Below are 23,282 nucleotides of genomic sequence, written 5' to 3'. Positions count from 1 at the left end.
GCGGGCGCCACGGGCACGCTCACGCCGACTCAGTCGTTGTTGTCGTCGTTGCGGTATCCGCGCAGCAGGAACCAGGCGAGCAGAGCCGCTCCGACGAGTGCGACGAGCAGCACGATGCGGAGTGTGTCGCCCGGCCCCTGGTCCTCGGACACGGCGGCGAGCATGACGGCGGTGTGCGGCATTCCGGGCGCTCCTCAAAGTTATCCACAGCCCCCCGCACACCGTAGCTCCAGCACATACGCTGGCTTTTGCCAGGGGGACGAGCAACGTCTCGTACGAACAGGGGGCCACCCATGACCGACACCAGTCACGAAAGCGTGCCGAGCAGGCAGCGCAAGCGATTCCCGGACATCTCCTCGCGGGCCTACGAGCACCCGGCGGACCGCTCGGCCCTGGTGGCCCTGCGCAAGCTGAGCGGCTTCGACACCGTGTTCAAGGCACTGAGCGGGCTGCTGCCCGAGCGCAGCCTGCGACTGCTCTTCCTGTCGGACTCCGTCCGGGTGAGCGACGCCCAGTTCGCCCATCTCAACGACATGCTTCGGGACGCCTGTTACATCCTGGACCTCAAGAAGGTCCCGCCGATGTATGTGAACCAGGACCCTCAGCCCGGCGCGATGTGCATCGGCCTCGACGAGCCGATCATCGTGGTGACGACCGGGCTGGTGGAGCTGCTCGACGAGGAGGAGATGCGGGCCGTCGTCGGCCACGAGGTGGGCCACGCCCTCTCCGGTCACGCGGTGTACCGCACGATATTGCTCTTCCTCACCAATCTCGCCCTCAAGGTGGCGTGGATCCCGCTCGGCAATGTGGCGATCATGGCCATCGTCACCGCGCTGCGCGAGTGGTTCCGCAAGTCGGAGCTGTCCGCCGACCGGGCCGGGCTGCTGGTGGGTCAGGATCTCCGTGCCTCGATGCGTGGGCTCATGAAGATCGCCGGCGGCAATCATCTGCACGAGATGAATGTCGACGCGTTCCTCGCCCAGGCCGACGAGTACGAGAAGGGCGGCGACCTCCGCGACTCCGTGCTCAAGATCCTGAACGTACTGCCCCGGACGCACCCGTTCACCACGGTCCGGGCGGCCGAGCTGAAGAAGTGGTCGGAGACCCGGGACTTCCAGCGCATCCTGGACGGCCACTACCCCAAGCGGGACGAGGACAAGGACACGTCGGTGACGGACTCCCTCCGTGAGTCCGCGGCGCACTACGCCGACACAGTGCGCACCAGCAAGGACCCGCTGATGAAGCTCGTCGGTGACATCGCGGGTGGTGCGGGCGACCTCGGAGGCAAGCTCCGGGACAAGTTCACAGGCGGGAGCGGCGGGAGCGGCGGAAGCGGCGGCGGTGCCGCCGCGGGCAAGGGCGACACACCGGCCCCGGGCGCCACGGGTGCTAAGGGTGGCGGTTCCGAGGGGACGTGGCGGCGTGCCGACCCGGAGGAGGACCCGGAGTCGGGGAGCTGACGCCCAACGTGCCGCAGAGGGCGGCCGAGGGCACGCCCGTGGCGTACGGGTCGGTGCCTGCGGGACCCCGGTCGTCCGCCTGCTCACCCGCGAGCAGCGGCCGCAGGGTCGCTGTCGTCCCGGCCGCGCACGCCTGCGGACCGGCCTGGACGTAGGCGCTGCGGACCTCCAGGCGGTGCAGCCGGACGTCTTCCCGGTCGAGCAGGAAGTGCAGGACGCGGCGCACCGTGAACAGGGAGGCTCCGTCGGTCCGGTGGGGGCCTGACGCCGCGGGCCTCAGTGCGTAGGTGAAGGTGTGGTCGGACACCACCTCCAGGGTGTCCGACCCCGCCTCCGTGTAGGAGAGGGTGCCGTGTACCCGGATGTCGGGGTCGGCCAGTTCCACCTCTGCCGGGTCGAAGCGCACCAGCCAGCCGGTCGCACCGTGCTCACCGTCGTCGGCAGGTGAGTCCATGCTCCGGTCGAACTGCGCCCTCTGGTCCGGGTCGAGCAGCCGCCCCACCGGCCGGACGACCCCTCCGGTGAGCACGTCGGGATCGAGGGAGGAGCCCACCAGGTAGTCCTTGACCGTGGTCAGGGCGATGGTCACCTGGCTGTCCGAGAAGTTCTCCGTCCGCCGGACCGATGGCAGATTGATGCCCGAGGCACCGGTGCGGTGGCCCGCGGCCGGGCCGTCGGCGAGGAGCGCATCGGCGGTCCCCCCGGGGACAGGGCCTTGGGGTGCGAGCGGAACCACCGTGGTCCGGAGCGGTTCGGCACGCCTGCCTACGGGGGTCGGGTAGGGGTTGCGGAAGCCGATGAACACGGCGGTGGCGAACGCCAGCGTGATCAGCAGGACGAGAGCGATGCCGGCCCTGGAGCGGTGCCGGCGGGTACCGCGGCCCGGGAGGGAGCGAACGGCGCGGGCGTGCTCGCCCATGCGCTCCTGGGCGGAGAATTCCTGCAGCCGGGCAGCGCGGACGAACGACTCGTCGAAGACGAGTGAGCGGTACTCGTCCTCCCCGCCCGAGGAGTTGTCGGGCGGACCTTCTGGCGGTTTACCGCGGCCTGTCATGACTTCTCCCGATCCTCCGCGCCACCGGCGTGGGCCGGCGCCGGGATCCGCCTCAGCCGCGTGCCGTCGGGCGGACCGGTCCGTCACGGGTCGGACGTACTCGGCACGGGCACAGGGTCATGCCTTCAGATTGGGTCGATCGTCATCAAGGTAAACGCGCCGCGGGTGGGACCGCAGGTGGAGCGCGGCCGGGCGGGAAACATGCGGGAGTGCGGTCCCGCATCGACCCACCGGCGGGTTCACCGGCGGGTTCACCGGCGGGTTCACCGGCGGGTTCACGGCGTCCGGGGAACGGCGGACACCGCGGGGCGGGAGTAGTCGGCTGAGGCGGAGGGGGCCACGCCCGGCTTGTCGACTCCGCTGGTCGACGGTGGCGGCACCTGGTCCGGCCGGTTACCGGCACCGCCTCGGTACACGGCGCTGAGCGCCAGAGCCACCATTCCGACGCCCATCAGCAGGGCAAGGAGCCAGGCGACCGGCCGGTGCCAGCGCGCCGCCCCCCGGTAGGGACGCAGGGAGCCACCATGGCGCCCGTAGGGGCCGTTGTCGTCCCCGTGGAGGCCGTCGAGGTAATCCGGGTCGAGCCGGTCGCCGAAGGCCCTCTCCCGGCCGTACAGGCCGTCCGCACCGTGGCCGTCGTCGTGACGGTCCTCGTAGAGGTCGTCGTCAAGAGCGCCGCCGCCCGAACGCGCCCGGCTCGCCTCGGCTTCGGCGCGGGCCTGCGCGGCGGCCAGCAGACGCTCGACGGCGGTGGGTTCGTGGATCTCGGCGGACCGGACGAAGTCCTCGTCGAACACCACGGAGGCGAAGTCCTCGTCCGCGCCCCCGCGGTCGTCGTCGGGCTCCCAGCCGTCCGGGAACGGCCTGCCCCCCACGTCGTCCGGCACAGCCCCAGCGTAGCCCCGGCGGGACGTTTTGGGCAGGGAGCCCGCGAAGTCGCCCGCCCCCGGCGCGGGAGCCCGCGAAGTCGCCCGCCCCGGCGCCTGACCGCCCCGGCCGCCCCGCCGGGGTGCCCCGCTAACGGATGTGGCCGTCGCCCGTGACGATGTACTTCGTCGAGGTGAGCTCCGGCAGCCCCATGGGCCCCCGGGCGTGCAGCTTCTGCGTCGAGATGCCGATCTCCGCGCCGAATCCGAACTGGCCGCCGTCCGTGAAGCGCGTGGAGGCGTTCACGGCGACCGTCGTCGAATCCACCAACTGGGTGAACCGGCGGGCCGCCGCCTGCGAGGTCGTGACGATGGCCTCGGTGTGGCCGGAGGACCAGAGCCGGATGTGCGCCACGGCGGATTCCAGCGATTCCACGACCGCGGCCGCGATGTCGTACGAGAGGTATTCGGTCTCCCAGTCCTCCGGCGTCGCCGCCACCACGGTGGCCTTGGACCCCTCGGCGTACCCGAGCACCCGCTCGTCGCCGTGCACCGTCACCCCGGCGGCGGCCAGCGCGTCCAGGGCCAGGGGCAGGAAGTCCGCCGCGACGTCCTTGTGGACCAGGAGGGTCTCGGCGGCGTTGCACACGCTCGGGCGCTGGGCCTTGGAGTTGACCAGGATCTCGACGGCCATGCCGAGGTCGGTCTGCGCGTCGACGTACACGTGGCAGTTGCCGGTGCCGGTCTCGATGACGGGGACCGTCGACTCCTCCACGACCGTACGGATCAGGGAGGCGCCGCCGCGCGGGATCAGTACGTCGACGAGGCCGCGGGCGCGCATCAGTTCGCGCACCGAATCACGGTTCTCACCCGGGACGAGCTGCACGGCGTCCGCCGGAAGGCCGGACCCGCCCACCGCGTCACGGAGCACCCGTACGAGTGCGGTGTTCGAGGCGTACGCCGACGACGACCCGCGCAGCAGCACCGCGTTGCCCGACTTCAGACAGAGCGCGGCCGCGTCGACCGTCACGTTGGGGCGGGCCTCGTAGATGATGCCGACCACGCCGAGCGGCACCCGCACCTGGCGCAGGTCGATGCCGTTGGGGAGGGTGGAGCCCCGGACCACTTCGCCGACCGGGTCGGGAAGTGCCGCCACGTCCCGCGTGTCCGCCGCGATCGCGCGGATCCGCTCCGGGGTGAGCGTGAGCCGGTCGACGACGGACTCGCTCGTCCCGGCCTCCCTGGCCTTCGCGACGTCCTCGGCGTTGGCCTCGACGATCTCGCTGGTCCGCACCTCGAGGGCGTCCGCGATCGCCAGCAGGGCGTCGTCCTTCGCCGCGCGCGGGAGTGGCGCGATGTCGTCGGCGGCGGCGCGTGCCCGGTAGGCGGCCTGGGCGACCGGGGACATGTTGTCGTACGGCGAAAGCGTGGTCATGCCCCGCAGGGTAGTGCGCACACTGCGGGCATCCGTCACGTATCCCGTCATGCGAGACGGGCGTACCGGCCCCTTCCACCGGCCCCTGTGTGCTCCGGCAGCATGTCGGGAACGCCCCTGGCGGGCAGGCGGGCAGGGCGGTACGCCGGTCAGTACGGGTGGACCCCGACGGGGGCCGCCGGCGGCGGGCCGTAGCCCTCGGCGATCCGCAGGTGGTAGGTCTCCCGATCGATGACCTCCAGGCCGACGATCTCCCAGGGCGGGAGCTTCGCGCTGGAGCGGTGCTCCCCCCACAGCCGCAGTGCGACCGCGGCGGCGTCGTGGAGGTCGCGGGCCTCTTCCCAGTAGCGGATCTCCGCGTGGTCGTTGGCATACCGGCTGGTCAGCAGGAACGGGTGATCGTGCGCCAGCTGCTCCAGTCCGCGCCTGATCTCCTTCAGCGGCGTCTCCGCGCCGGAGACGCTGAGCGTGATGTGCCACAGCTTGGAGCGGGTCAGTTCCTCGTCCGTCACCACCGGTTCCTGCTCGATGGTCCGATCGGTGGGTGCGCCGACGAAGTCGGCTCCCGCTCCGACGCTGGTCAGGGCGCGGCCGCCCGTTCCGCGGGGCAGCGCCCCCGGGCGCGCTCGTCTCACCGGCGGCCTCCTGTGAATCCGTAGCTGTGCTGACCCCTCGTGTCCCCGTGACAAAGTTGAGCAGCCCGAGCCCGGGCGCGGGGCGGTTTTCGTGAAGGTCTCCGCCCGAAGGCTGGACTTTCAGCCGATTCAGGGGGCCGGGCGGGGTGTGAGGACGACGAGATCGTCCCTGTGTACGACTTCCCGCTCGTAGGCGGGGCCCAGTTCACGCGCGAGGTCGCGGGTGGACCGGCCGAGCAGCTGGGGGATCTCCTTGGCGTCGAAGTTGACGAGCCCGCGGGCGACCGCCCGGCCGGCGGGGTCCCTCAGCTCGACTGGGTCCCCCGCGGAGAACTCGCCCTCGACCGACGAGATTCCGGCGGGCAGCAAGGACGTGCGGCGCTCGACGACTGCGCGTACGGCCCCGTCGTCGAGCGTGAGGGCGCCCTGCGGGGTCGAGGCGTGGGCCAGCCAGAGCAGCCGGTCCGCGGAGCGGCGTCCCGTGCGGTGGAAGTACGTGCCCGTGTCGCGTCCCGCGAGGGCGTCGGCGACGCGGCTCGCCGAGGTCAGGACGACCGGGATCCCGGCGGCGGTGGCGATCCGTGCCGCCTCGACCTTGGTGACCATGCCCCCGGTGCCGACGCCCGCCTTGCCCGCGCTGCCGATGGTGACGCCCTCCAGATCGGCCGGTCCGCTCACCTCGGCGATGCGGGAGGTGCCCGGCGTGCTCGGGTCCCCGTCGTAGAGACCGTCGACGTCGGACAGGAGTACGAGGAGGTCCGCGTGGACCAGATGGGCGACGAGCGCGGCCAGCCGGTCGTTGTCACCGAACCGGATCTCGTCGGTCGCCACCGTGTCGTTCTCGTTGACGACGGGGAACGCGCCCATCTCGAGGAGCTGGTCGAGCGTGCTGTAGGCGTTGCGGTAGTGGGCGCGCCGGCTGGTGTCGTCGGAGGTCAGGAGCACCTGCCCGACCCGTACTCCGTAGCGGGCGAAGGACGCGGTGTAGCGGGCGACGAGCAGCCCCTGGCCGACACTGGCCGCGGCCTGCTGCCGGGCCAGGTCCTTGGGCCTGCGGACGAGTCCCAGCGGAGCGAGTCCCGCCGCGATGGCCCCGCTGGAGACGAGGACGAGCTCACGCTCACCGCCGCTCCTCACCTTTGCGAGCGTGTCGACGAGCGCGTCCACCCGATCGGCGTCAAGCCCTCCCGCCGCGGTGGTGAGCGAGGAGGACCCCACTTTGACGACGATCCTGCGGGCGTCGGTCACACCCTGTCTGCGCCCCGCGCCGCCCTCGGGCGGGGTGCGGAGCGCACCTTCGGGTTCCCTTGCCGCGCCTTCGGATTCCCTTGCCCCTGACACGTACGCCCGTCCCCATCACGTCGTCCTGCTCGGTTCGCTCAATCTACGCGAGGGGGCGGGTCCGGGACCGCGCCGTCTCAGTCGCTGTCACCCGCACAGGTAGCACCAGGTTCCCCTACATGAGAAACAGAGGTCAGGTCACGTACCGACATGCCCCCGAATGGAGTCATTTACGTAATCTCCACCCGCCATTCATGGAGCTACCCTCTCTTGTGTGACAGATGAACCTACCCGCCAGAAGCGCATTCTCCTCAGATCGGGCAAAAGCCCCTTCGATGTGGCTTCGGTCGAACAGTCCCTCGACAGAGATGTCTTCGCGACCAACGCGGGCAACCTGATCTTCAGCGACGCGGCGCACAAGATCCTGACGACTCCGCGGGCAGAGGTCTTCTCCAACGGCATCCGCACGGATCCGGCGGCGGCCGACCGCATCAACGAGGAGTTCGACGTCTTCGTCGTGCCCCTGGCCAACGCGTTCCGCCCGACCTTCGAGCGGTCCCTGAAGCGGATGACACAGCTGATCAAGAAGCTGCGCATCCCGGTCGTCGTCCTGGGCGTCGGCGCGCAGGCCGACCTCGCGTACGACGCGGCCCGGCTGAAGCCGATGGAGCCGACCGTCAGGGAATTCGTCACCGAGGTACTCGACCGCAGCGCGTCCATCGGCGTGCGGGGCGAGTTCACCGAGCAGTACCTCAAGGGCATGGGCTTCCGGGACGTCGAGGTCATCGGGTGCCCCTCCCTGTTCATGAACGGCGAGACGTTCACGCTGGAGAAGAAGTCCGAGTCACTCACCGCGGAATCCCGCATCTCGGTGAACGGCTCGCACAGCGCCGTACGGTCGCACGGCCTCGACGCCATCATCCGGCAGGCCCACGAGCGGTATCCGCATCTGCGGTTCGTCGGCCAGAACCTGCTGGAGGCCCAGCTTCTCCACTGGCGGGAGACGCCGAACCCGATCGGCGCCCAGACCTCCATGCCGACCCACCCGTCCCACCCGATGTACCGCGAGGGCAAGGTCCGGCTCTACGTCGACCCGGCCACCTGGATCGACGAGCTGCGGGCCTTCGACTTCTCCTTCGGCTCACGCATCCACGGCAACATCGCGGCCCTGCTGGCCGGTGTCCCGAGCACCGTGCTCTGCAGCGACTCCCGGACCCTGGAGCTCTGCCGGTACTTCGGCATCCCGCACCGCAAGATCTCGGAGACGCCCAAGAACATCGACCCCGCCGAGCTGTACGAGGCGGCGGACTTCGGTGAGCTGGTGAACGGCCACAAGGAACGTTTCCTCCGCTTCACCGGCTTCATGGAGCGGAACGGTCTGGAGAACACCTTCCACCACGGTGACAGCGGCGAGGCGTTCGACGCCCGGGTGTCCGAGCTCGACCTCCCGCCCGCCGTCCGCCCGTGGACGGAGACCGACCCCGACGCACTGAGCAGCCGTTTCAGCTTCATGCAGAGCCGGCTGGAGGACCTGACCGCGCAGAACACCCAGCTGCGCAACCAGCTCAGGAAGAAGACCGGCCCGGTCAGCGTCAAGGTGCAGGCGGGCCAGGGTACGGCGGCGTGGCCGTCCGCCTACCGGCGCGCCCGGCGTGTGGTGGGGCGCCCTGTCCGGAGGCTCCTGCGCCCCGAACAGTAGGGACCTCGCATCGCACTGCCGCGCCGCGGCCCACCTCAGACCTTGTGGGCGCGGTGCGGCCTGTGCAGTCCCGCGGACCGGGCCGTCCTGCGTGCCTTGCCGGCCAGCCTGCGCAGGAAGGCGGTGGTGGACTGACGCCCCGGCACCTCGAGCCGCTTCCCCCCGATCCACTCGGTCACGGTCATCTCGTACGCCGACAGGGGCAGCCCCGCACCCTCGCCGAAGTGCGGGTAGGCCAGGTACAGCCGGCCTCTGAGCCCCTTGCGGACCGCACGGGGCTCCTTCTTGTCCTTCATGAACTCCAGGATGTCCAGAAGCAGGTCGAGCCTGCCCTGCGAGAGGCAGATCAGCCGGAGCCGCTCGTGGACCTTGAGGCGGTTGGCCACCCCCGGTGACCAGTATTTCTCCAGCAGCGGCGCGGCCAGCTCCATCTTCTTCCTCCGCACTTCGTCGGACTGCCGCAGCAGAGCGGGCCCGAACTGCGGGAGCAGCGTGATGACGAAAGGCCTGACCATCAGGATGTCCCGCTTCGGCCCCGGCGGGACATGAGCGGCGATGAGACCCATCAACGCCCGGGCCGAATCGAAGCGGAGCAGGTAGCTGCCGCTCTTGGTCACGTGCTTGCCGTCGTCACGACCGACCAGGTAGTAGCAGGTGTAGTCGGCGACGACGGAGACGCCGTTGCCCCGCAGATACGCCTCCATGGTGAAGAGCGCGTCCTCACCCGTCTTGAGCTCCTCGTCGAACCTCATACCCAGCCGCACCAGAAGGTCCCGCCGGAACAGCTTCTGGGCGCTCAAGGTGAACTTGATGTTGGAGGAGTAGAGGTCGGCCCGCTCGACCGTCTGCTTCCACATCGACTTGGCCGCACCGCGGTTGACACCCACGACCTTCCCGAGCACCACGTCCGTGCCGGCCCGGTCGCCCATCGCGACCATCCGCTCCAGGGCCTCCTCGCCGAAGTAGTCGTCCGCGTCGAGGAAGAAGACGTACCTGCCACGAGCGAGACCGAGCCCGGTGTTGCGCGGGCCGCTGGGACCTCCCGAGTTCTCCTGCCGCACGACGCGCATATCGATGGCGGTCCGTGCGGCGAACTCCTCCAGGTACTCCCCCGTGCCGTCGGTGGACCCGTCGTCGACAGCCACGATCTCCATGCGCCCGGCCGGAAGCGTCTGCGCTTCGACGGACTCCAGGCAGCGGATCAGGTAGGGCATCGCTTCGTAGGCGCCTATGACGACGGTCACGTCTGGTGTGGTGGTGCTCATCTCTCCCCGGTTCACATGTAAACGCACAAAGCAGGAGAAACACTGGAACAGAGGCATATACCTCGTTCTCAGTACAGACACGCCGAACGGCCCGTACGTTCCCCTCCCTGAGGAGAAGACGGACGGGCCGTTGGGTAGGTTGCGTCGAGAATCGGACGCTTTTCGAACAACTGGATGTCGGTCGGATTACACCGGACCGTCATCTCCGGGCGTGGTGGCCGACGGGACCACCGTCAGCGCAGCACCGCGTCAGCGCGCCCGCGTGTCAGCGGATCGCCGAAGGACCCGCGCCGATTTCCGCGTCGGCGTCCGGGGACGGCACGTCCGGGTCGACCGCCGCCTCCGCCTCGGCGACGAGCTCCGCCGCCCCGTCCCCGGCACCGCTGGACGTGGCCTCGGGGTCGGGCAGCGGGGCGGGCTGCTGCCCGCCGATCCGCTGCGCGACGCCCGCGTTACGGGCCTCCGCCTTGGCCGAGAGCGCCTGTACGGCGGCGTTGAACTGCTCCATGGAGGTCGGCTCGTCCGGCCCCAGCAGATAGGTCTTCAGCTCGTGGCGGGCTTCGGCCAGCGGGTCCGCCGCCGGATCCGCGACGGCACGCAGCAGCTCGTCGATCTTCTCCGCGTCGTTGGAGAGGATGACGGCCGCCCGCACAGCGGTGTTCTGGCGCTTGAACTCCTCCGCGCCGAGCTCCGCCGAGTCCGTGACCGCGTAGGGCTTGCCGCTCGCGATGAAGTCGGACACCACGCTGGAGATGTCCGAGACCATGGCGTCGGACTGGTTGAAGCAGTCGTACAGCTTCGGCTGCGAGCCGGTCACCGTCTTGTGCTCCCACCAGCCGAAGGAGCGCCAGTAGGCGTCGTTCCACTCGGCCCTCAGGGTGGCGATCTCCGCCTGACGGGCCGGGTCGGCGAGGGCGACCCGCGACTCCTCCGACTCGTCGCCCCCGGCCCGGCCCGGCTTCGCCAGCTCGGCCAGACGGGCTTCGACGCGCGCCAGTTCGGCCTTGGCCGCACGCTGCCCCTCGGCAGCGGCCGAGGCCTCCTTCGCCCAGCGCGGGTCGGCGGCCCGGTCCTGCGTGGACCGGGCGACCATGGCCTTGATCCGCGCGTTGACGGCCTTGGCCTTGGCGCTGCGGATGCCGGTGAAGGGGTGCGGCTTGTAGATGACCCGGACCGGGCTGTCCGCGTTCAGCAGTCGGCGGACGATGTTCTCGCCGGCCAGCAGCAGTGAGGTGTTACCGGGGTTGTCGTCCCAGCCCTCCCAGGTGGGGGCGTACAGCACGGTCGGGATCGGGTTCTTCGTGGTGCCGGTCCAGCTCTCGATCGGCGCCAGCTGCGGCCGCCCGACCTCCACGATGTCCTCGTCGCGGATGCCGACGTCGGCCAGGGCGTACCGGTCACGGCCGGCGCGGCCGGCGGTCCACACCTCGTCGTACACCTTGGAGTACGGGTTGACGCTGGCCAGCTTGTCGCTGTCCCCGTGACCGATGAACACGTGCTTCATCGTCGGCACACGCAGCATGTGGATGTTCTTGCCGACGTTGGCCGGATACAGGCAGACACGGACGGTCGACAGGTCCAGGTTCATCAGGTGGGTGCCGCCGGGCACGCAGACCACGGGCACGGAGGTGTCCGCGAGCTGCGGGACCAGGTTGCGCTCGCGCATCACGATCAGCGGGCGTCCCTCGACGGCGGCCATGGTGTCGAGCCACATGTTGCCCTGGTAGGCGGACTCGCTGGAGCCGGAGAAGTAGAGCACGACGGTCGGCTGGTACTCGCCCAGCCAGGTGTCCAGGGCCTTCAGCACCGCAGGGGCCGACGGCGCCCGCCGGCTCCGGCGCAGATACGGGACGAGCAGCGCGTTGTAGCCGACGGCCAGCGCCAGCGTCACGGCGGCACCGATGTACCCGATGAAGTCCTCGCCCGTACCGGCGGCGATCAGGACGCCTGCGACCGCGGGCAGGTCGAGGTGCAGCATCTTCTCGCTGGCGCGGTGCAGCAGCGCGCGCGGCGGGGCGTCGGGGATGCGGACGGCGTGCAGGTCGACGTTGCGGGTGACGATCGGCAGGCTGCGGCGCAGCCGGATCAGCGTGGTCAGCGCGCCGTGCGGGGCCTGCAGGCCGTAGAAGAGGAGGAAGCAGGCGACGGCCGCGTAGAAGAGCGGCTCCTCGGCGAGGTCCAGCCGGGCCAGCAGCAGGATGATCATCAGCTGGCGGAGGAGGAAGCGGATGGGCAGCCCGGCCCGCACCTTGCCGAGCCGGTTGATCAGATAACTACCGCGCTGGTGCAGATACCAGTCCGCGAGGTACGTGACAGCCGTGGCCGCCGCGAAGAACCAGATGTCGGGAAGAAGAGCGGCGACCATGACGCAGGGGTAGCCCAGCATCATCAGTATCGCTGCCAACAGTTCTGCCCGACTGCCCACACGGGCCAGGCGAATGGCTGTCGAAATCACGAAGAACCTGCTCCAGGGGGTGCCGGTTGTTTCACGTATAGAGGGAAATGTGAAGATGCGGCTTCACGCACTCGGGCCTCTGGATTTGCCGTAAAGGCGAATCCAGAGGCCCGAATAAGTACATTTGTCAAGAATTATTACACATCTTCTTGACGGTCCAGAACCGAGGCCAGCGCCTGCTCGAATCCGGAGGCCTCGGTGACATCACGGGTCGGGTCCTGCTGCCGTACGTCGATGACGTGGCCCGTCATCGCGGACAGGAGGACGTCCAGCGAGGTGCGCGCCACGGCCTCGGAGGAGAGCAGCGAGCCCTCCGGTTCCTGGCCGAACGCCTTGGTCCGCATGGGCGTCGCGGTGCGCTCAGGGTTCACACAGTTCACCCTGACACCCTCGCCCGCCCACTCGTCGGCCAGCGCCTGCGTGAGGTTCACCATCGCGGCCTTGGTGGAGGAGTAGAGGCTGTACTCGGCGCGGCCCCGGGTGTAGCTGCTGGAGGTGTACAGCAGCAGCTGTCCCTGGGTCTCCGCGAGGTACTTGTACGAGGCGCGGGCGATCTGCACGGGAGCCAGGTAGTTGACGTTCAGCGCTTCCTGGATGGTCGCGGTGTCCGTCTCCGCCAGCTTGCCGATGCGCAGCACGCCCGCGGTGTTGATCACGTAGTCGATGCGGCCGGTCTCGGCGTACGCCTTGGACAGCGCCTCGTCGATGTGCTCCGGGTTCTCGACGTGCGTGCCGGTGGTGGAGCGGCCCAGCGCGTACACGCTGGCGCCGTACTGCTCGGCCAGCGTGGCGATGTCGGCACCGATGCCGTACGAACCGCCGAAGACGACCAGGGTCTTGCCCGACAGCAGGTCGCGGTAGGCGGCCTCGTCGGCCTGGCGCGGGGCCGCCGTGGAGGCCAGCTGGAAGAGCTTGTCGGTGATGAAGACGTCGACCGGCTGGGTCACCTTCATGTTGTACTCGTCGCCCGCGACCACGTAGATCGGCACGTCGGGGAGGTACCGCAGGACGACCGAGCAGTCGTCGGTGGCCTGGAAGTTCGGGTCGCCGGCCGCGACCTCGTACGCCTTGCGGATCGTGGACAGCTTGAAGGCCTGCGGGGTCTGGCCGCGGCGGAGCCGGGACCGGTCAGGGACCTCGGTGATGAATTCGCCGTCCTCGCCGTGGGTACGGGTCACGATGATCGTGTCGGCGGAGGGGATGGCCACGTCCACTGCCTGGTACCGGCCGAGGGCGTCGACGCAGTCCTTGATCACCCGCTGTGACAGAAGCGGACGGACCGCGTCGTGGAAGAGGACGTTACGGTCCTCGCCCTCGGCAAGCCCTTCACCGAGGGCCGCGATGGCCCGCTCGGTGGTCTCGTTCCGGGTGTTTCCACCCTCGATGATCTTGATGACCTTGGTCAGTCCGGCCTTGGCGACGATCTTCTCGACGTCGGGCACGAAGCCCGGCGCCATCAGCACGATGACATCGTCGATGTCCTCGGCGTTCTCGAAGATGGTCAGCGTGTGCTCGATGACTGCCTTACCGGCGATCTTCAGCAGCTGCTTGGGGATCGACAGTCCCACACGCTGACCGGTCCCACCGGCGAGCACGACCGCTGTGGTCCGGGGCTTGGCTTCATGCGGCACAGACACAGACGACCTACCTTGCGATGACAGGGGGGAACAGTGTGATGGTCGCACTCTCCGTGACCGTCTCGCAAGGTGGACGTTTACCGGTGCTCGCCTCTGGGAAACCCGCAGTTCACCGCCTGGCCAGGCAGATCAGCCTCTGGGACACCCGCAGCGGAGTGACGGAATCCACAGACGTGTTACCTAATCCACACATCCCCGGTCGCGAAACCGCCCCCTACCTGGCAGTTCTCTGTGAATCCCGTTCGAAGCCGGACCGTGCCCGGGTGCCCCCACATCGCGGGGCACCCGGCGCGGACGGTTAGAAGGGGTCGAACTCGTCGTACTCGCGCTGGGCGACATCCTTCTCGGACTCGCGCTCGCGGCGGCGCGTCGCGGCGGGGCGCGGTGCCTCCAGGCGGTGGTCCTCGCCACGGCGGCCCAGCATCTCCGCACCGGCGGCCATGCTCGGCTCCCAGTCGAAGACGACCGCGTTGTCCTCGGCGCCGATGGCCACGCCGTCGCCGGCCCGGGCACCCGCCTTGCGGAGCGCGTCCTCGACACCGAGCCGGTTGAGCCGGTCGGCGAGGTAGCCGACGGCCTCGTCGTTGTTGAAGTCGGTCTGGCGGATCCAGCGCTCGGGCTTCTCGCCGCGCACGCGGTAGATGCCGTCGTCCTCCACGGTCACCGTGAAGCCGGCGTCGTCGACAGCCTTGGGGCGGATGACGACCCGGGTCGACTCCTCCTTCGGCTTGCTGGCGCGCGCCTCGGCGATGATCCCGCCGAGGGCGTACGAGAGCTCGTTGAGGCCCTTGTGCGCGATGGCCGAGACCTCGAAGACGCGGTAGCCGCGTGCCTCCAGGTCGGGGCGGATCATGTCGGCGAGGTCCTGGCCGTCCGGGATGTCGACCTTGTTGAGGGCGACGATGCGCGGGCGGTTCTCGAGGCCGCCGTACAGCCGCAGCTCCTCCTCGATCATGTCGAGGTCGGAGACGGGGTCGCGGTCCGACTCCAGTGTCGCGGTGTCCAGGACGTGCACGAGGACGGAGCAGCGCTCGACGTGCCGCAGGAACTCCAGGCCGAGGCCCTTGCCCTGGCTGGCGCCGGGGATGAGACCGGGGACGTCGGCGATGGTGTAGACGGTCGAACCGGCGGTGACGACGCCCAGGTTGGGCACGAGGGTCGTGAACGGGTAGTCCGCGATCTTCGGCTTGGCCGCGGAGAGCACCGAGATCAGCGAGGACTTCCCCGCGCTCGGGTAACCCACGAGCGCGACGTCGGCGACGGTCTTGAGCTCCAGGACGATGTCCCGGCTCTCCCCCGGCTCGCCGAGCAGCGCGAAGCCGGGCGCCTTGCGGCGTGCGGAGGCCAGCGCGGCGTTGCCGAGGCCGCCGCGGCCGCCCTGGCCGGCGACGAAGGTGGTGCCCTGCCCCACCAGGTCGGCGAGGACGTTCCCGGCCTTGTCGAGGACGACGGTGCCGTCCGGGACGGGCAGCACGAGGTCCTGGCCGTCCTTGCCGGAACGGTTGTCACCGGCGCCGGGCTGGCCGTTCGTGGCCTTGCGGTGGGGGTGGTGGTGGTAGTCCAGCAGTGTGGTGACGGCCTGCTCGACGACGAGGATCACATCGCCGCCGCGTCCGCCGTTGCCCCCGTCGGGGCCACCCAGCGGCTTGAACTTCTCACGGTGCACGGAGGCCACGCCGTGGCCTCCGTTACCCGCGGCGGCATGCAGCTCGACGCGGTCCACGAAGGTGGTCATGGTGGTGCCTCCAGGTACTACGGAAAAATACGGGAATGTCTCTGACGTCTCTTGACGTAACGCGCCGAGGGCGGACCCGCTTCCCCGATTACCAGGAAAGCTGAGATCCGCCCTCGGAAGGTGCTGTGTCGTCCAGCCGTGCGTTGCCTGACTCAGGCAGCGACGGGAACGATGTTCACGACCTTGCGGCCACGGTGCGTACCGAACTCCACCGCACCGGCGGTCAGCGCGAACAGCGTGTCGTCGCCGCCACGGCCGACGCCCGTGCCCGGGTGGAAGTGGGTACCGCGCTGGCGGACCAGGATCTCACCGGCGTTGACGGCCTGACCACCGAAGCGCTTCACGCCGAGCCGCTGAGCATTGGAATCGCGCCCGTTCCGAGTGGACGATGCGCCCTTCTTATGTGCCATGTCTCCTCAGTCCCTTACTTCGCAGCCGCGGGGATACCGGTGACCTTGATCGCCGTGTACTGCTGGCGGTGACCCTGGCGACGGCGGTAACCCGTCTTGTTCTTGTAGCGAAGGATGTCGATCTTCGCGCCCTTGTGGTGGTCCACGATCTCGGCCTGGACCTTGATGCCGTCCAGGACCCAGGGGTCGCTGGTCACGGCGTCGCCGTCGACAACGAGCAGGGTCGAGAGCTCGACCGTGTCGCCAACCTTGGCGGTGGGAATCTTGTCAACCTCAACGATGTCGCCGACAGCAACCTTGTGCTGGCGACCACCGCTGCGCACGATGGCGTACACGCGGATCTCTCTCTCACTCGGAACGGATCCCCTGATGCCAGCCGCCCGCGCGGGCCGAGGCCCACGACGGTCCGGAAGGATGAGCGGCCTCCCCCGGGGACGGATCACCGGGAGGGATGTGCTCAGGGGGTAGGCGCACAGAAACACGCCGAGGGTCAAGATTACGGGGCGGGGTGCGGGGGGTCAAACCGGGGCCACGCCACGCCTCAGTAGCGCCACCACCCCCTCACCGGGCGAGGTGCGGGAACGCGCCCGCCACGCACACGCGGGCTCGCAACGCCACACCGGATCGATCTCGCCACGCGGCCTGAACGGACCTCTGGGTTCACCGAGAGCAGCAGGCCTGTGCCACCGAGGAATTGGCCGAGTTTCGTCACGAAGCTTGAACGGTAAATGCGTTTAAGGCTTTCGGGCTCCACCGCGCCATAGAAAGCCCTTCCTTCCGGTCATGCATAGGTCACCTTTAAGCCATGTCCCCATGTGCGGCTGGCGCAACCGATCACCTCTGGGAGAGAGTCATCGGCGGCAGAAGTCCTGGCGATAGCGCCAGGAGTTGTTGACGTTCGATGGAGACCCGAGCCCCATCGGAGTCGGCAAGCCGTTAATTGGAGAGGGAATTCCATGGAGTGGAAGAAGAAGTCCGCAGCCATCCTTGCGGCGCTCGGCATCGCCGGCGGCGGAATGCTCATCACGGCGACGCCCGCTGCGGCGGTCGGAGACTGCCCGGCGGCTAGATTGTGCATCTACGACGGAACCAATTTCAGTGGGGACAGGATCACCAGCGCCAGCACCAACGCCTGTTTCACCCCTTGGAACACCGTGGTATTCGGTTCCATCGAGTCCTACGTAAGCAATTCATCCGTCACCGCCAAGGTCTGGAAGAAGAACAGCGGCAGCGGCTACACCGCGGTTCGCACACTGCCCGCGGGCGGCTTCAGCAGCGATATCGGCACTCCTGTCGGAGGCGGCCAGTACGACAAGGTCTGCCTGGGCAACGCGACTCCCTGACCAGGACGGCTCACCGGAAGGGCCTGGGGCACTTGAACCGTTGAGCCCGGCCAGGTCCCGAGCGCCGCACCACAAGGCGCTCGGGGCCCACGCCTTCGCTACACCCGAGGAGAACCCGAGGTCCGCGCGGCGGCGTGACCAGGGTCCGCCTGAAACACGGCGCCCGAACACCGCGAGGCACCGCAATCGAGCTCCTCAGGCGCACGCTCACAGCGACCGCCGAGAATGTCCGTACCTCAGGACCTGCTTGAGACAACAAGCCCCACGGCCGGAAATGGCCGGGTGACCAACCGCATCGAGTGCACCACTCGGCCGACCCCCAAGCATCAGCCAAGCAGTCCGAATTCCCTTGCTCCCGGCCGTGACGGACCGGGAGCCGCCCAGCCGCCGACCATATCGGTACGCGATGTAGCGGCACCCCAAATCCCAGAGGTATACAGAAGGGCAGCCCGAGCAGTCCGACTCGCTGCCATCCAGTTAATGATTCCTTTCCCATGCCTCCACAGGAACACAGTACGCCAATTCCCTTATTTCTGATCCGGGTGCAACCCATGACTATCCGAGGCGCAAGGAGTAATTCACTCCACAACTCAGGACACTCATGACCGACGTACGACCCAGGTCGGAACATTCGAACTTTCCGATGAGCGTGCTCCCACTTCATCCTGAACACGGCCAGCGCGCACGCACGGAGCAGTTACAGACGAACAGCGTTGACCTCGATCTTCCGTGGCGGTCCAGCAGCTTTTTCGGCAGGTCGTTTCGGTTATTCGTACTGATGGTGGGGATGTTGATGGACCGGCTGTCGCGTCGGGTGGTCGCCGGGTTCCACGGCTCCGGTGGGGTGCTTCGGGTTCGGGTGCGGCCGTTCCTTGCGGACGATCAGCCGCATTCCCTTCGGCCAGCCTCTGAGAACGTCGCCGTCGAGTTCGGCGACCCAGGCGCGGTCCCGGATCTCACCCTTCGGTTCGATCGAGGGCCGCCGTCCGAGCGGCGGGCGGAGCCTCGATGACGGCCTGGTGGATCTGCTCGGTGATCGTCATGCCGACCGGCTATGGCCCGACACGCTTCTTCACCTGGGAAGTGCCTCCGCCGACGGCAGGAACAAGGACCTCGACAATCCTCATTCTTGCTGGCCAGAGGCGCTTGTTGCTTACCTGACCACCTGTCGGGCCAGCCTCACGCAAGCGCGAGGTCAAACGGGTGGCCACCTGCCGCAGGTCAGTGAACAGAATGGATTGGGGACCACTTCATGCGCACCATGACAGTCAGGGCTTTCCGCAGGTCGTTCGTAGCAGGGCTGGGGATGGCGCTGGCAGCACTATGGTCCGCTCCAGCCCAAGCGGCTGACATGGTTGCGGCCGGTGCTGGAGGTGTCACCCGCCAGGTGTTGGCAGTGGACACCACGATTCCCCGGGGAGTGACGGTTGATCTGGTGCGACGGACAATGACCCTGGGCGCCGGGGAGAAGAGGCATGTGCGTGGGCGGCTGGAGGCCACGAGCACCACGACCGGCATCGTCGGTCTCACCCAGCGCATCCGCTGCCTGAGCGCGTCAGGGTCCACCGTGTCCGTGGTCGCAGCTTCGGCCCGTAACCATGAAGGCAGCGACACCACCACCTACGCGACTCCGGGCCACCTTCCGCTCTATGCGGACCTGCTGTTCACCGCTCCCACCGCTGGCACCTACACCTGCGTGCTCCAGGGAACGGCCTACTCGTCCTTGCCGGGCAGTTACCACCTGACGGCGGTCGCCGACAGAACGTGGCTGGAGACGGACAACACCGACCAGACCGGTGCACGCTGGTGGCAGAACCCCGCCTGCGAAAGCGCCGACAGTGCTGGTGCCTGCACCTACGTCGGTGACGGCGCCGCTCGCCGTGACGCATGGGTGTTCTACGACGGCGGGACCCCGGTCCACAAGTGGCAGGCGCACCCGGACGCGGTCGGTGTCTCGGCCCAGGCCAACTTGGAACTCACCACGTGCTACCAGGCGACGGCTTCCTGCGCCGAAGCCATGCAGCTCTACCCGCGCGGGAAGAACGCGGTCGTGGACACCCGCTTCGAGTTCATCCAACTCGACGCGACCGGCCATACCTGCCGCACCCACAGCACCACCGCCCGCCGGACGATCACCGACGACGCCCACCACGCCGTCGGCTACTCCTCCCTGGCCGGTCTCCCGATCGACTCCGCCTGCGGTACGCGCACGTTCATCCTGCGCATATACGTGAAACACGTATCCGGCCAGACCGTCAAGATCGACGGAGTCCAGAGCGGCATCACTTCCCTGACCAACGGCATAGCCTTCAACACCTTCCGCTGAGGGCGTCCCACCATCGCGGTGTCAGCTCGGTGTGCCGGCCGGAAGCCCTCGCACCTGGCGAGCTCGGGTTTTCGGCCGATGATGCGAGAGTGTGTACTGGTCCTCGCGACGGGGGACACTTTCTGCGGCACTGCCGGTACTCTCCTGGAGCTTGGCGACCCGCGCGCTCGCCACTTGGCGGGGACGGGTGTGCGAACGAACCCGCTGCCGTGTTGCCACCGGAGGCACGCACGCACTCGGTGCCCGCACGGACGCTCCGGGGACATGACTGCGCCTCTGCCTGGTCCTGCACGCTTCTCACGTCGTCCCTCCGCGTACACGAGCGGAACAGCCGTATCGGGCTGCCGTCGCTGGGGTGATGGGCCGCCAGCAAGGTCTCCTCCGCTGAGATCGTAAGCTCTGAGCTCTCCCACACATCCACACCCCGAAAGGCGCAGCCCCGTGAACTACAGAGTCCAGCCCACCGCCCAGGTCGACGAAAGTGCCCAGATCGGTGACGGCAGCAGCGTCTGGGAGCTCGCCCAGATCCGTGAGGGCGCCAAGCTCGGCGAGGGCTGCGTGGTGGGCCGCGGTGCCTACGTGGGCACCGGAGTACAGATCGGCGACAACGTCAAGATCCAGAACTACGCGCTGGTCTACGAGCCGGCCGAGCTCGGCGACGGTGTGTTCGTGGGCCCCGCCGTGGTCCTCACCAACGACCACAACCCGCGGTCCGTCGACCCCGAGGGCAAGCAGAAGCGGGGTGGGGACTGGGAGGCCGTGGGCGTGAAGGTCGCCGAGGGCGCCTCCCTCGGCGCGCGGTCCGTATGTGTCGCTCCCGTGCGCATCGGGCGCTGGGCCATGGTCGCCGCAGGCGCGGTCGTGACCAAGGACGTCCCCGACTTCGGGCTGGTCGTGGGCGTACCGGCCCGCCGGGTCGGCTGGGTGGGCCGCAGCGGCGTCAAGCTCGTGGAGCGGACGGACGAGCCGGGTGTCTGGGAGTGCCCGCAGACGGGTGTACTGCACGACGAGAAGGACGGCGCCCTCACCGAGCGCGTGGTCTGAGGCCGTACGACGTCCGGTCCTTCCCCCGAGGAACAGCGCCCGGGAAGGGCCGCTCCTCCCGTCCAGAGATTGGTGACCTTCATGCCGGCCACCCGGATAGCCGGTCCGGACACGCGCGACCGGCTTGCCTCACTCACAGGTCTGCGCTTCTGGGCTGCTCTTGTCGTCGTCCTGTACCACCTGTCACGGCAGACGGGGCAACTCCCCTGGATCAGCGACGCCACCTGGTACGGGCGCACCGGGGTGACCTTCTTCTTCGTGCTCTCCGGCTTCGTGCTGGCCTGGACGTACGACGGGAAGACCGTGCCCGCGACGGTCTTCCTCTGGCGGCGCTTCGCACGGATCTGGCCGCTGATGGCCGCTTCCGTCATCGCCTCCGTGGCGGTGTGGCGTGTGCTGGGCACGGACATCTCCCTCAAGGGAGTGGTCGCGACCCTGGGGCTCGTCAACTCGTGGATCCCGGGGCGTGAGTACCGCGCGGGCGGGAATCCCGCCGCCTGGTCACTCAGCGACGAAGCCTGGTTCTACCTGCTCTTCCCGCTCCTGCTGACGCTGCCCCTGCTGCGCTCGTCCCGAGGGCGGACATGGTGCGCGATCGCCCTGTGCGCCGTCCCCGTGGGCATCTGGGTCTCGGGATCGCTGTTCACGGAACCGGCCGTGCGTTACTGGGCCCTCGACTACTTCCCGCCGTCCCGCACCCTGCAGTTCGTCCTGGGCGTCGTGGCCGGCCTGGCGGTGAAGCGCGGGTGGCGGCCTCCTGTCGGTCTTCCCGTCGCGATCGGTCTGGTCGTGGCCGGACATCTCGCGCTGGTGCCCTGGTCACGGGCAGTCCCCGACAACCTCTGGTACAGCCCGTACAGCGCCTCGCAGCTTCTCTCGGCCCCACTCTTCGTGCTGCTGGTCGCGGCAGCCGCCACGGCCGACCTGGAAGGGCGCCGGACCGGGTTCTCGGGCGCCTGGTCGATCCGCCTCGGGCACTGGTCCTTCGCGTGGTATCTCTTCCACGAGATCGTGATCAGAGCGCTGGTCGCCTGGCTGGGCCGGCCCACCACACAGGTCGAGACCGTGAGGATCTGGCTGTTGACCCTGGCCATCAGCCTTGTCCTGGCAGCTGCCGCCTACCACTGGGTGGAACACCCGCTGGAACGCCTGCTGCGCCGCGCGGGGCCTGGCGGCGCCCGCCGCGCCTCGCGGACTCTTCCTCCGGAGACGGGCCCGGTCGCGGCTGCCGTACCGAACATGCCGAGCCATGCTCGCCCTGGGCCCGAGAGGAAGAACACCCAGTAGTGGCAGTCGACCCCGCCGATCGGTGTCAGCTGCCCGACCTGGTCATAAACGCCTCTCAAGCCCTTAGTATGACCGGGCACAGCACCACTACCAGAGCCTGGCCGAGCCCGACGAGGCGAAAATGTCCCAGCCCGAGGCCCGAGTAGCCAGCCCCTCTGCCGACGCCACACCTGCGCCGGAGTCGAGCTCGGCCAGGACCATCTCTTCGCGGTTGCACGCCTTGGACGCGCTGCGGGTCGTCGCCGCGTTCGCCGTTCTCGCCTTCCACTTCACCGGCGTGGATGCGGCGACCGACGCCAACTGGGGCGTGAACCCGAAGGAGTTGTTCCCGTGGCTCTTTCCGGTGACCTCCTACGGATCCTACGGCGTCCAGCTCTTCTTCCTGATCAGCGGCTTCGTGATCTGTCTGTCCGCCTGGGACCGCACTCCGGGGCAGTTCGTCCGGGCCCGGTTCCTGCGGCTGTTCCCCGCCTACTGGTTTTCGGCGGGCGTCGCGTTCGTGGTGTGGCGTGTGCTGCCGGACGGTTCGCGTACCGGTCCCAGCATCAGTGAATCGCTCACGAACCTCACCATGCTTCAGGTACCCCTCTCCGCTCAGCACCTGGTCGGTGCGTACTGGACGCTGTGGGCAGAACTCACCTTCTACCTGATCTTTCTCCTGGTGATCTGGAAGGGCCTCGACTACCGCCGGGTCAGCGTGTTCTGTTGGCTGTGGCTGCTGGCAAGCGTTCTGATCCAGCAGAAGGACAATCAGGTCCCGATCCTCGGCATCTTCGCTCAGCCGCTCAACACGGCACTGTTCGTCGGTGGCATCGCGATGTACCTGATGTACCGATTCGGCGCGGATCTCAAGCTCTGGGGCCTGCTGGCGGCGAGCTGGCTGGTCATGCAGAGCGACCTGGTCCAGCATGCCGACGGTCTGCGCCACGACCGGGGAATGGACCGGCACCCCTACGTCGCTCTGGCGCTGGTGACCGCCTTCTACCTACTCGTTCTGGCCGTCGCGCTGCGCAAGCTGGACCGGATCCGCTGGACCGGATTCGCCACGCTGGGAGCGCTCGTCTACCCCCTCTATCTGCTGCACGAAGAGCTCGGCTGGGCATTGATCAGGAACTTGCACGGCCCTCTCGGCGTCTGGCCCACTCTCCTCGTGGCCACAGCGGCCATTCTGCTTGCGGCCTGGCTGTTGCACAGGTTGGTGGAGCGCCCGTCGCAGCGCTGGCTCCGCACCCGGCTGCAACAGGAAGCCCGCCAGGCAGGGGACAGGGACCGCGTGGAGCGTTCAACAGCCTGACGGCCCCGACCCGACCCAGCACACGGGTGAGGCCCCGACCCAGCACGCCGGGTCGG

General features: G+C 68.6%; 19 protein-coding genes and 1 pseudogene. 7 read left to right on the top strand and 13 right to left on the bottom strand.

The features are described from left to right. Positions 1–29: 29 nt before the first annotated feature. Positions 30–182 carry a hypothetical protein gene (locus ABT001_RS15260; protein WP_351276948.1) on the bottom strand — a complete coding sequence of 51 codons (153 nt, stop codon included), beginning with the start codon at positions 180–182 and terminating at the stop codon, positions 30–32. A gap of 111 nt (positions 183–293) precedes the next feature. Here ABT001_RS15260 and ABT001_RS15255 point away from each other — a divergent pair, with 111 nt between their 5' ends. Then, the gene (locus ABT001_RS15255; RefSeq protein ID WP_351276945.1) at positions 294–1,460 is read left to right on the top strand and encodes a M48 family metallopeptidase; all 1,167 of its coding nucleotides are present in this window, start codon (positions 294–296) and stop codon (positions 1,458–1,460) included. On the opposite strand, the gene ABT001_RS15250 is transcribed toward ABT001_RS15255, so the two are convergent. The 5 genes from ABT001_RS15250 to proB form a co-directional block, all read right to left on the bottom strand. After that, a complete protein-coding gene (locus ABT001_RS15250) occupies positions 1,390–2,514 on the bottom strand; it encodes an SCO2583 family membrane protein (protein ID WP_351276943.1) in 1,125 nt (374 codons plus the stop codon). The genes ABT001_RS15255 and ABT001_RS15250 overlap by 71 nt on opposite strands. A 275-nt stretch (positions 2,515–2,789) precedes the next feature. Further along, positions 2,790–3,401, bottom strand: a complete 612-nt coding sequence (locus ABT001_RS15245) for an SCO2584 family spore wall biosynthesis protein (RefSeq protein ID WP_351276940.1) — start codon at positions 3,399–3,401, stop codon at positions 2,790–2,792. A gap of 130 nt (positions 3,402–3,531) precedes the next feature. Beyond that, positions 3,532–4,815, bottom strand: coding sequence for a glutamate-5-semialdehyde dehydrogenase (locus ABT001_RS15240; protein ID WP_351276938.1), 1,284 nt, complete (start codon positions 4,813–4,815; stop codon positions 3,532–3,534). Positions 4,816–4,964: 149 nt separating this feature from the next. Next, positions 4,965–5,450, bottom strand: coding sequence for a DUF8830 family protein (locus tag ABT001_RS15235; protein WP_351276936.1), 486 nt, complete (start codon positions 5,448–5,450; stop codon positions 4,965–4,967). A 129-nt stretch (positions 5,451–5,579) separates the two neighbouring features. Further along, positions 5,580–6,698 (bottom strand): glutamate 5-kinase, encoded by a 1,119-nt coding sequence (gene proB / locus ABT001_RS15230; protein WP_351277211.1) that lies wholly within the window; start codon positions 6,696–6,698, stop codon positions 5,580–5,582. Between the two features lie 307 nt (positions 6,699–7,005). Between proB and ABT001_RS15225 the strand changes: the two genes are divergently transcribed. After that, positions 7,006–8,430: a polysaccharide pyruvyl transferase family protein gene (locus ABT001_RS15225; protein ID WP_351276933.1), complete on the top strand. Its 1,425-nt coding sequence runs from the start codon at positions 7,006–7,008 to the stop codon at positions 8,428–8,430. Positions 8,431–8,465: 35 nt separating this feature from the next. On the opposite strand, the gene ABT001_RS15220 is transcribed toward ABT001_RS15225, so the two are convergent. From ABT001_RS15220 to rplU, 6 genes are all read right to left on the bottom strand, one after another. Next, entirely contained in the window at positions 8,466–9,695 is a 1,230-nt protein-coding gene (locus ABT001_RS15220) for a glycosyltransferase family 2 protein (protein ID WP_351276930.1), read from the bottom strand. 265 nt (positions 9,696–9,960) lie between these two features. Beyond that, a complete protein-coding gene (locus ABT001_RS15215; protein ID WP_351276927.1) occupies positions 9,961–12,150 on the bottom strand; it encodes a hypothetical protein in 2,190 nt (729 codons plus the stop codon). Positions 12,151–12,287: 137 nt separating this feature from the next. Further along, complete coding sequence (locus tag ABT001_RS15210; RefSeq protein ID WP_351276925.1) at positions 12,288–13,787, bottom strand: SDR family NAD(P)-dependent oxidoreductase; 1,500 nt, start codon at positions 13,785–13,787, stop codon at positions 12,288–12,290. A gap of 298 nt (positions 13,788–14,085) precedes the next feature. After that, the gene (gene obgE / locus ABT001_RS15205) at positions 14,086–15,522 is read right to left on the bottom strand and encodes a GTPase ObgE (protein ID WP_351276922.1); all 1,437 of its coding nucleotides are present in this window, start codon (positions 15,520–15,522) and stop codon (positions 14,086–14,088) included. Positions 15,523–15,674: 152 nt separating this feature from the next. Next, the gene (rpmA, locus tag ABT001_RS15200) at positions 15,675–15,932 is read right to left on the bottom strand and encodes a 50S ribosomal protein L27 (RefSeq protein ID WP_014045902.1); all 258 of its coding nucleotides are present in this window, start codon (positions 15,930–15,932) and stop codon (positions 15,675–15,677) included. A gap of 14 nt (positions 15,933–15,946) precedes the next feature. Further along, entirely contained in the window at positions 15,947–16,267 is a 321-nt protein-coding gene (rplU, locus tag ABT001_RS15195; protein ID WP_018551604.1) for a 50S ribosomal protein L21, read from the bottom strand. 621 nt (positions 16,268–16,888) lie between these two features. On the opposite strand from rplU, the gene ABT001_RS15190 reads away from it, so the two are divergent. Further along, complete coding sequence (locus ABT001_RS15190; RefSeq protein WP_351276917.1) at positions 16,889–17,275, top strand: peptidase inhibitor family I36 protein; 387 nt, start codon at positions 16,889–16,891, stop codon at positions 17,273–17,275. 856 nt (positions 17,276–18,131) lie between these two features. Here the strand turns inward: ABT001_RS15190 and ABT001_RS36075 are convergent. Further along, positions 18,132–18,327: pseudogene (locus tag ABT001_RS36075) on the bottom strand (IS1380 family transposase); the annotation flags it as partial. A 383-nt stretch (positions 18,328–18,710) separates the two neighbouring features. Here ABT001_RS36075 and ABT001_RS15185 point away from each other — a divergent pair. From ABT001_RS15185 to ABT001_RS15170, 4 genes are all read left to right on the top strand, one after another. Next, positions 18,711–19,601, top strand: coding sequence for a hypothetical protein (locus ABT001_RS15185; protein ID WP_351276915.1), 891 nt, complete (start codon positions 18,711–18,713; stop codon positions 19,599–19,601). Between the two features lie 441 nt (positions 19,602–20,042). After that, positions 20,043–20,645, top strand: coding sequence for an acyltransferase (locus ABT001_RS15180; protein WP_351276914.1), 603 nt, complete (start codon positions 20,043–20,045; stop codon positions 20,643–20,645). 81 nt (positions 20,646–20,726) lie between these two features. Then, positions 20,727–21,932, top strand: a complete 1,206-nt coding sequence (locus ABT001_RS15175; RefSeq protein WP_351276911.1) for an acyltransferase family protein — start codon at positions 20,727–20,729, stop codon at positions 21,930–21,932. Between the two features lie 211 nt (positions 21,933–22,143). Beyond that, entirely contained in the window at positions 22,144–23,226 is a 1,083-nt protein-coding gene (locus tag ABT001_RS15170) for an acyltransferase family protein (RefSeq protein WP_351276909.1), read from the top strand. The last annotated feature ends 56 nt before the right edge of the window (positions 23,227–23,282 follow it).

The sequence above is a fragment of the Streptomyces sp. NPDC002793 genome (assembly GCF_040295485.1).
GTDB lineage: Bacteria > Actinomycetota > Actinomycetes > Streptomycetales > Streptomycetaceae > Streptomyces.
Note: the sequence above shows the minus strand (reverse complement) of the source record. Positions and strands in the feature narration are given on the sequence as shown.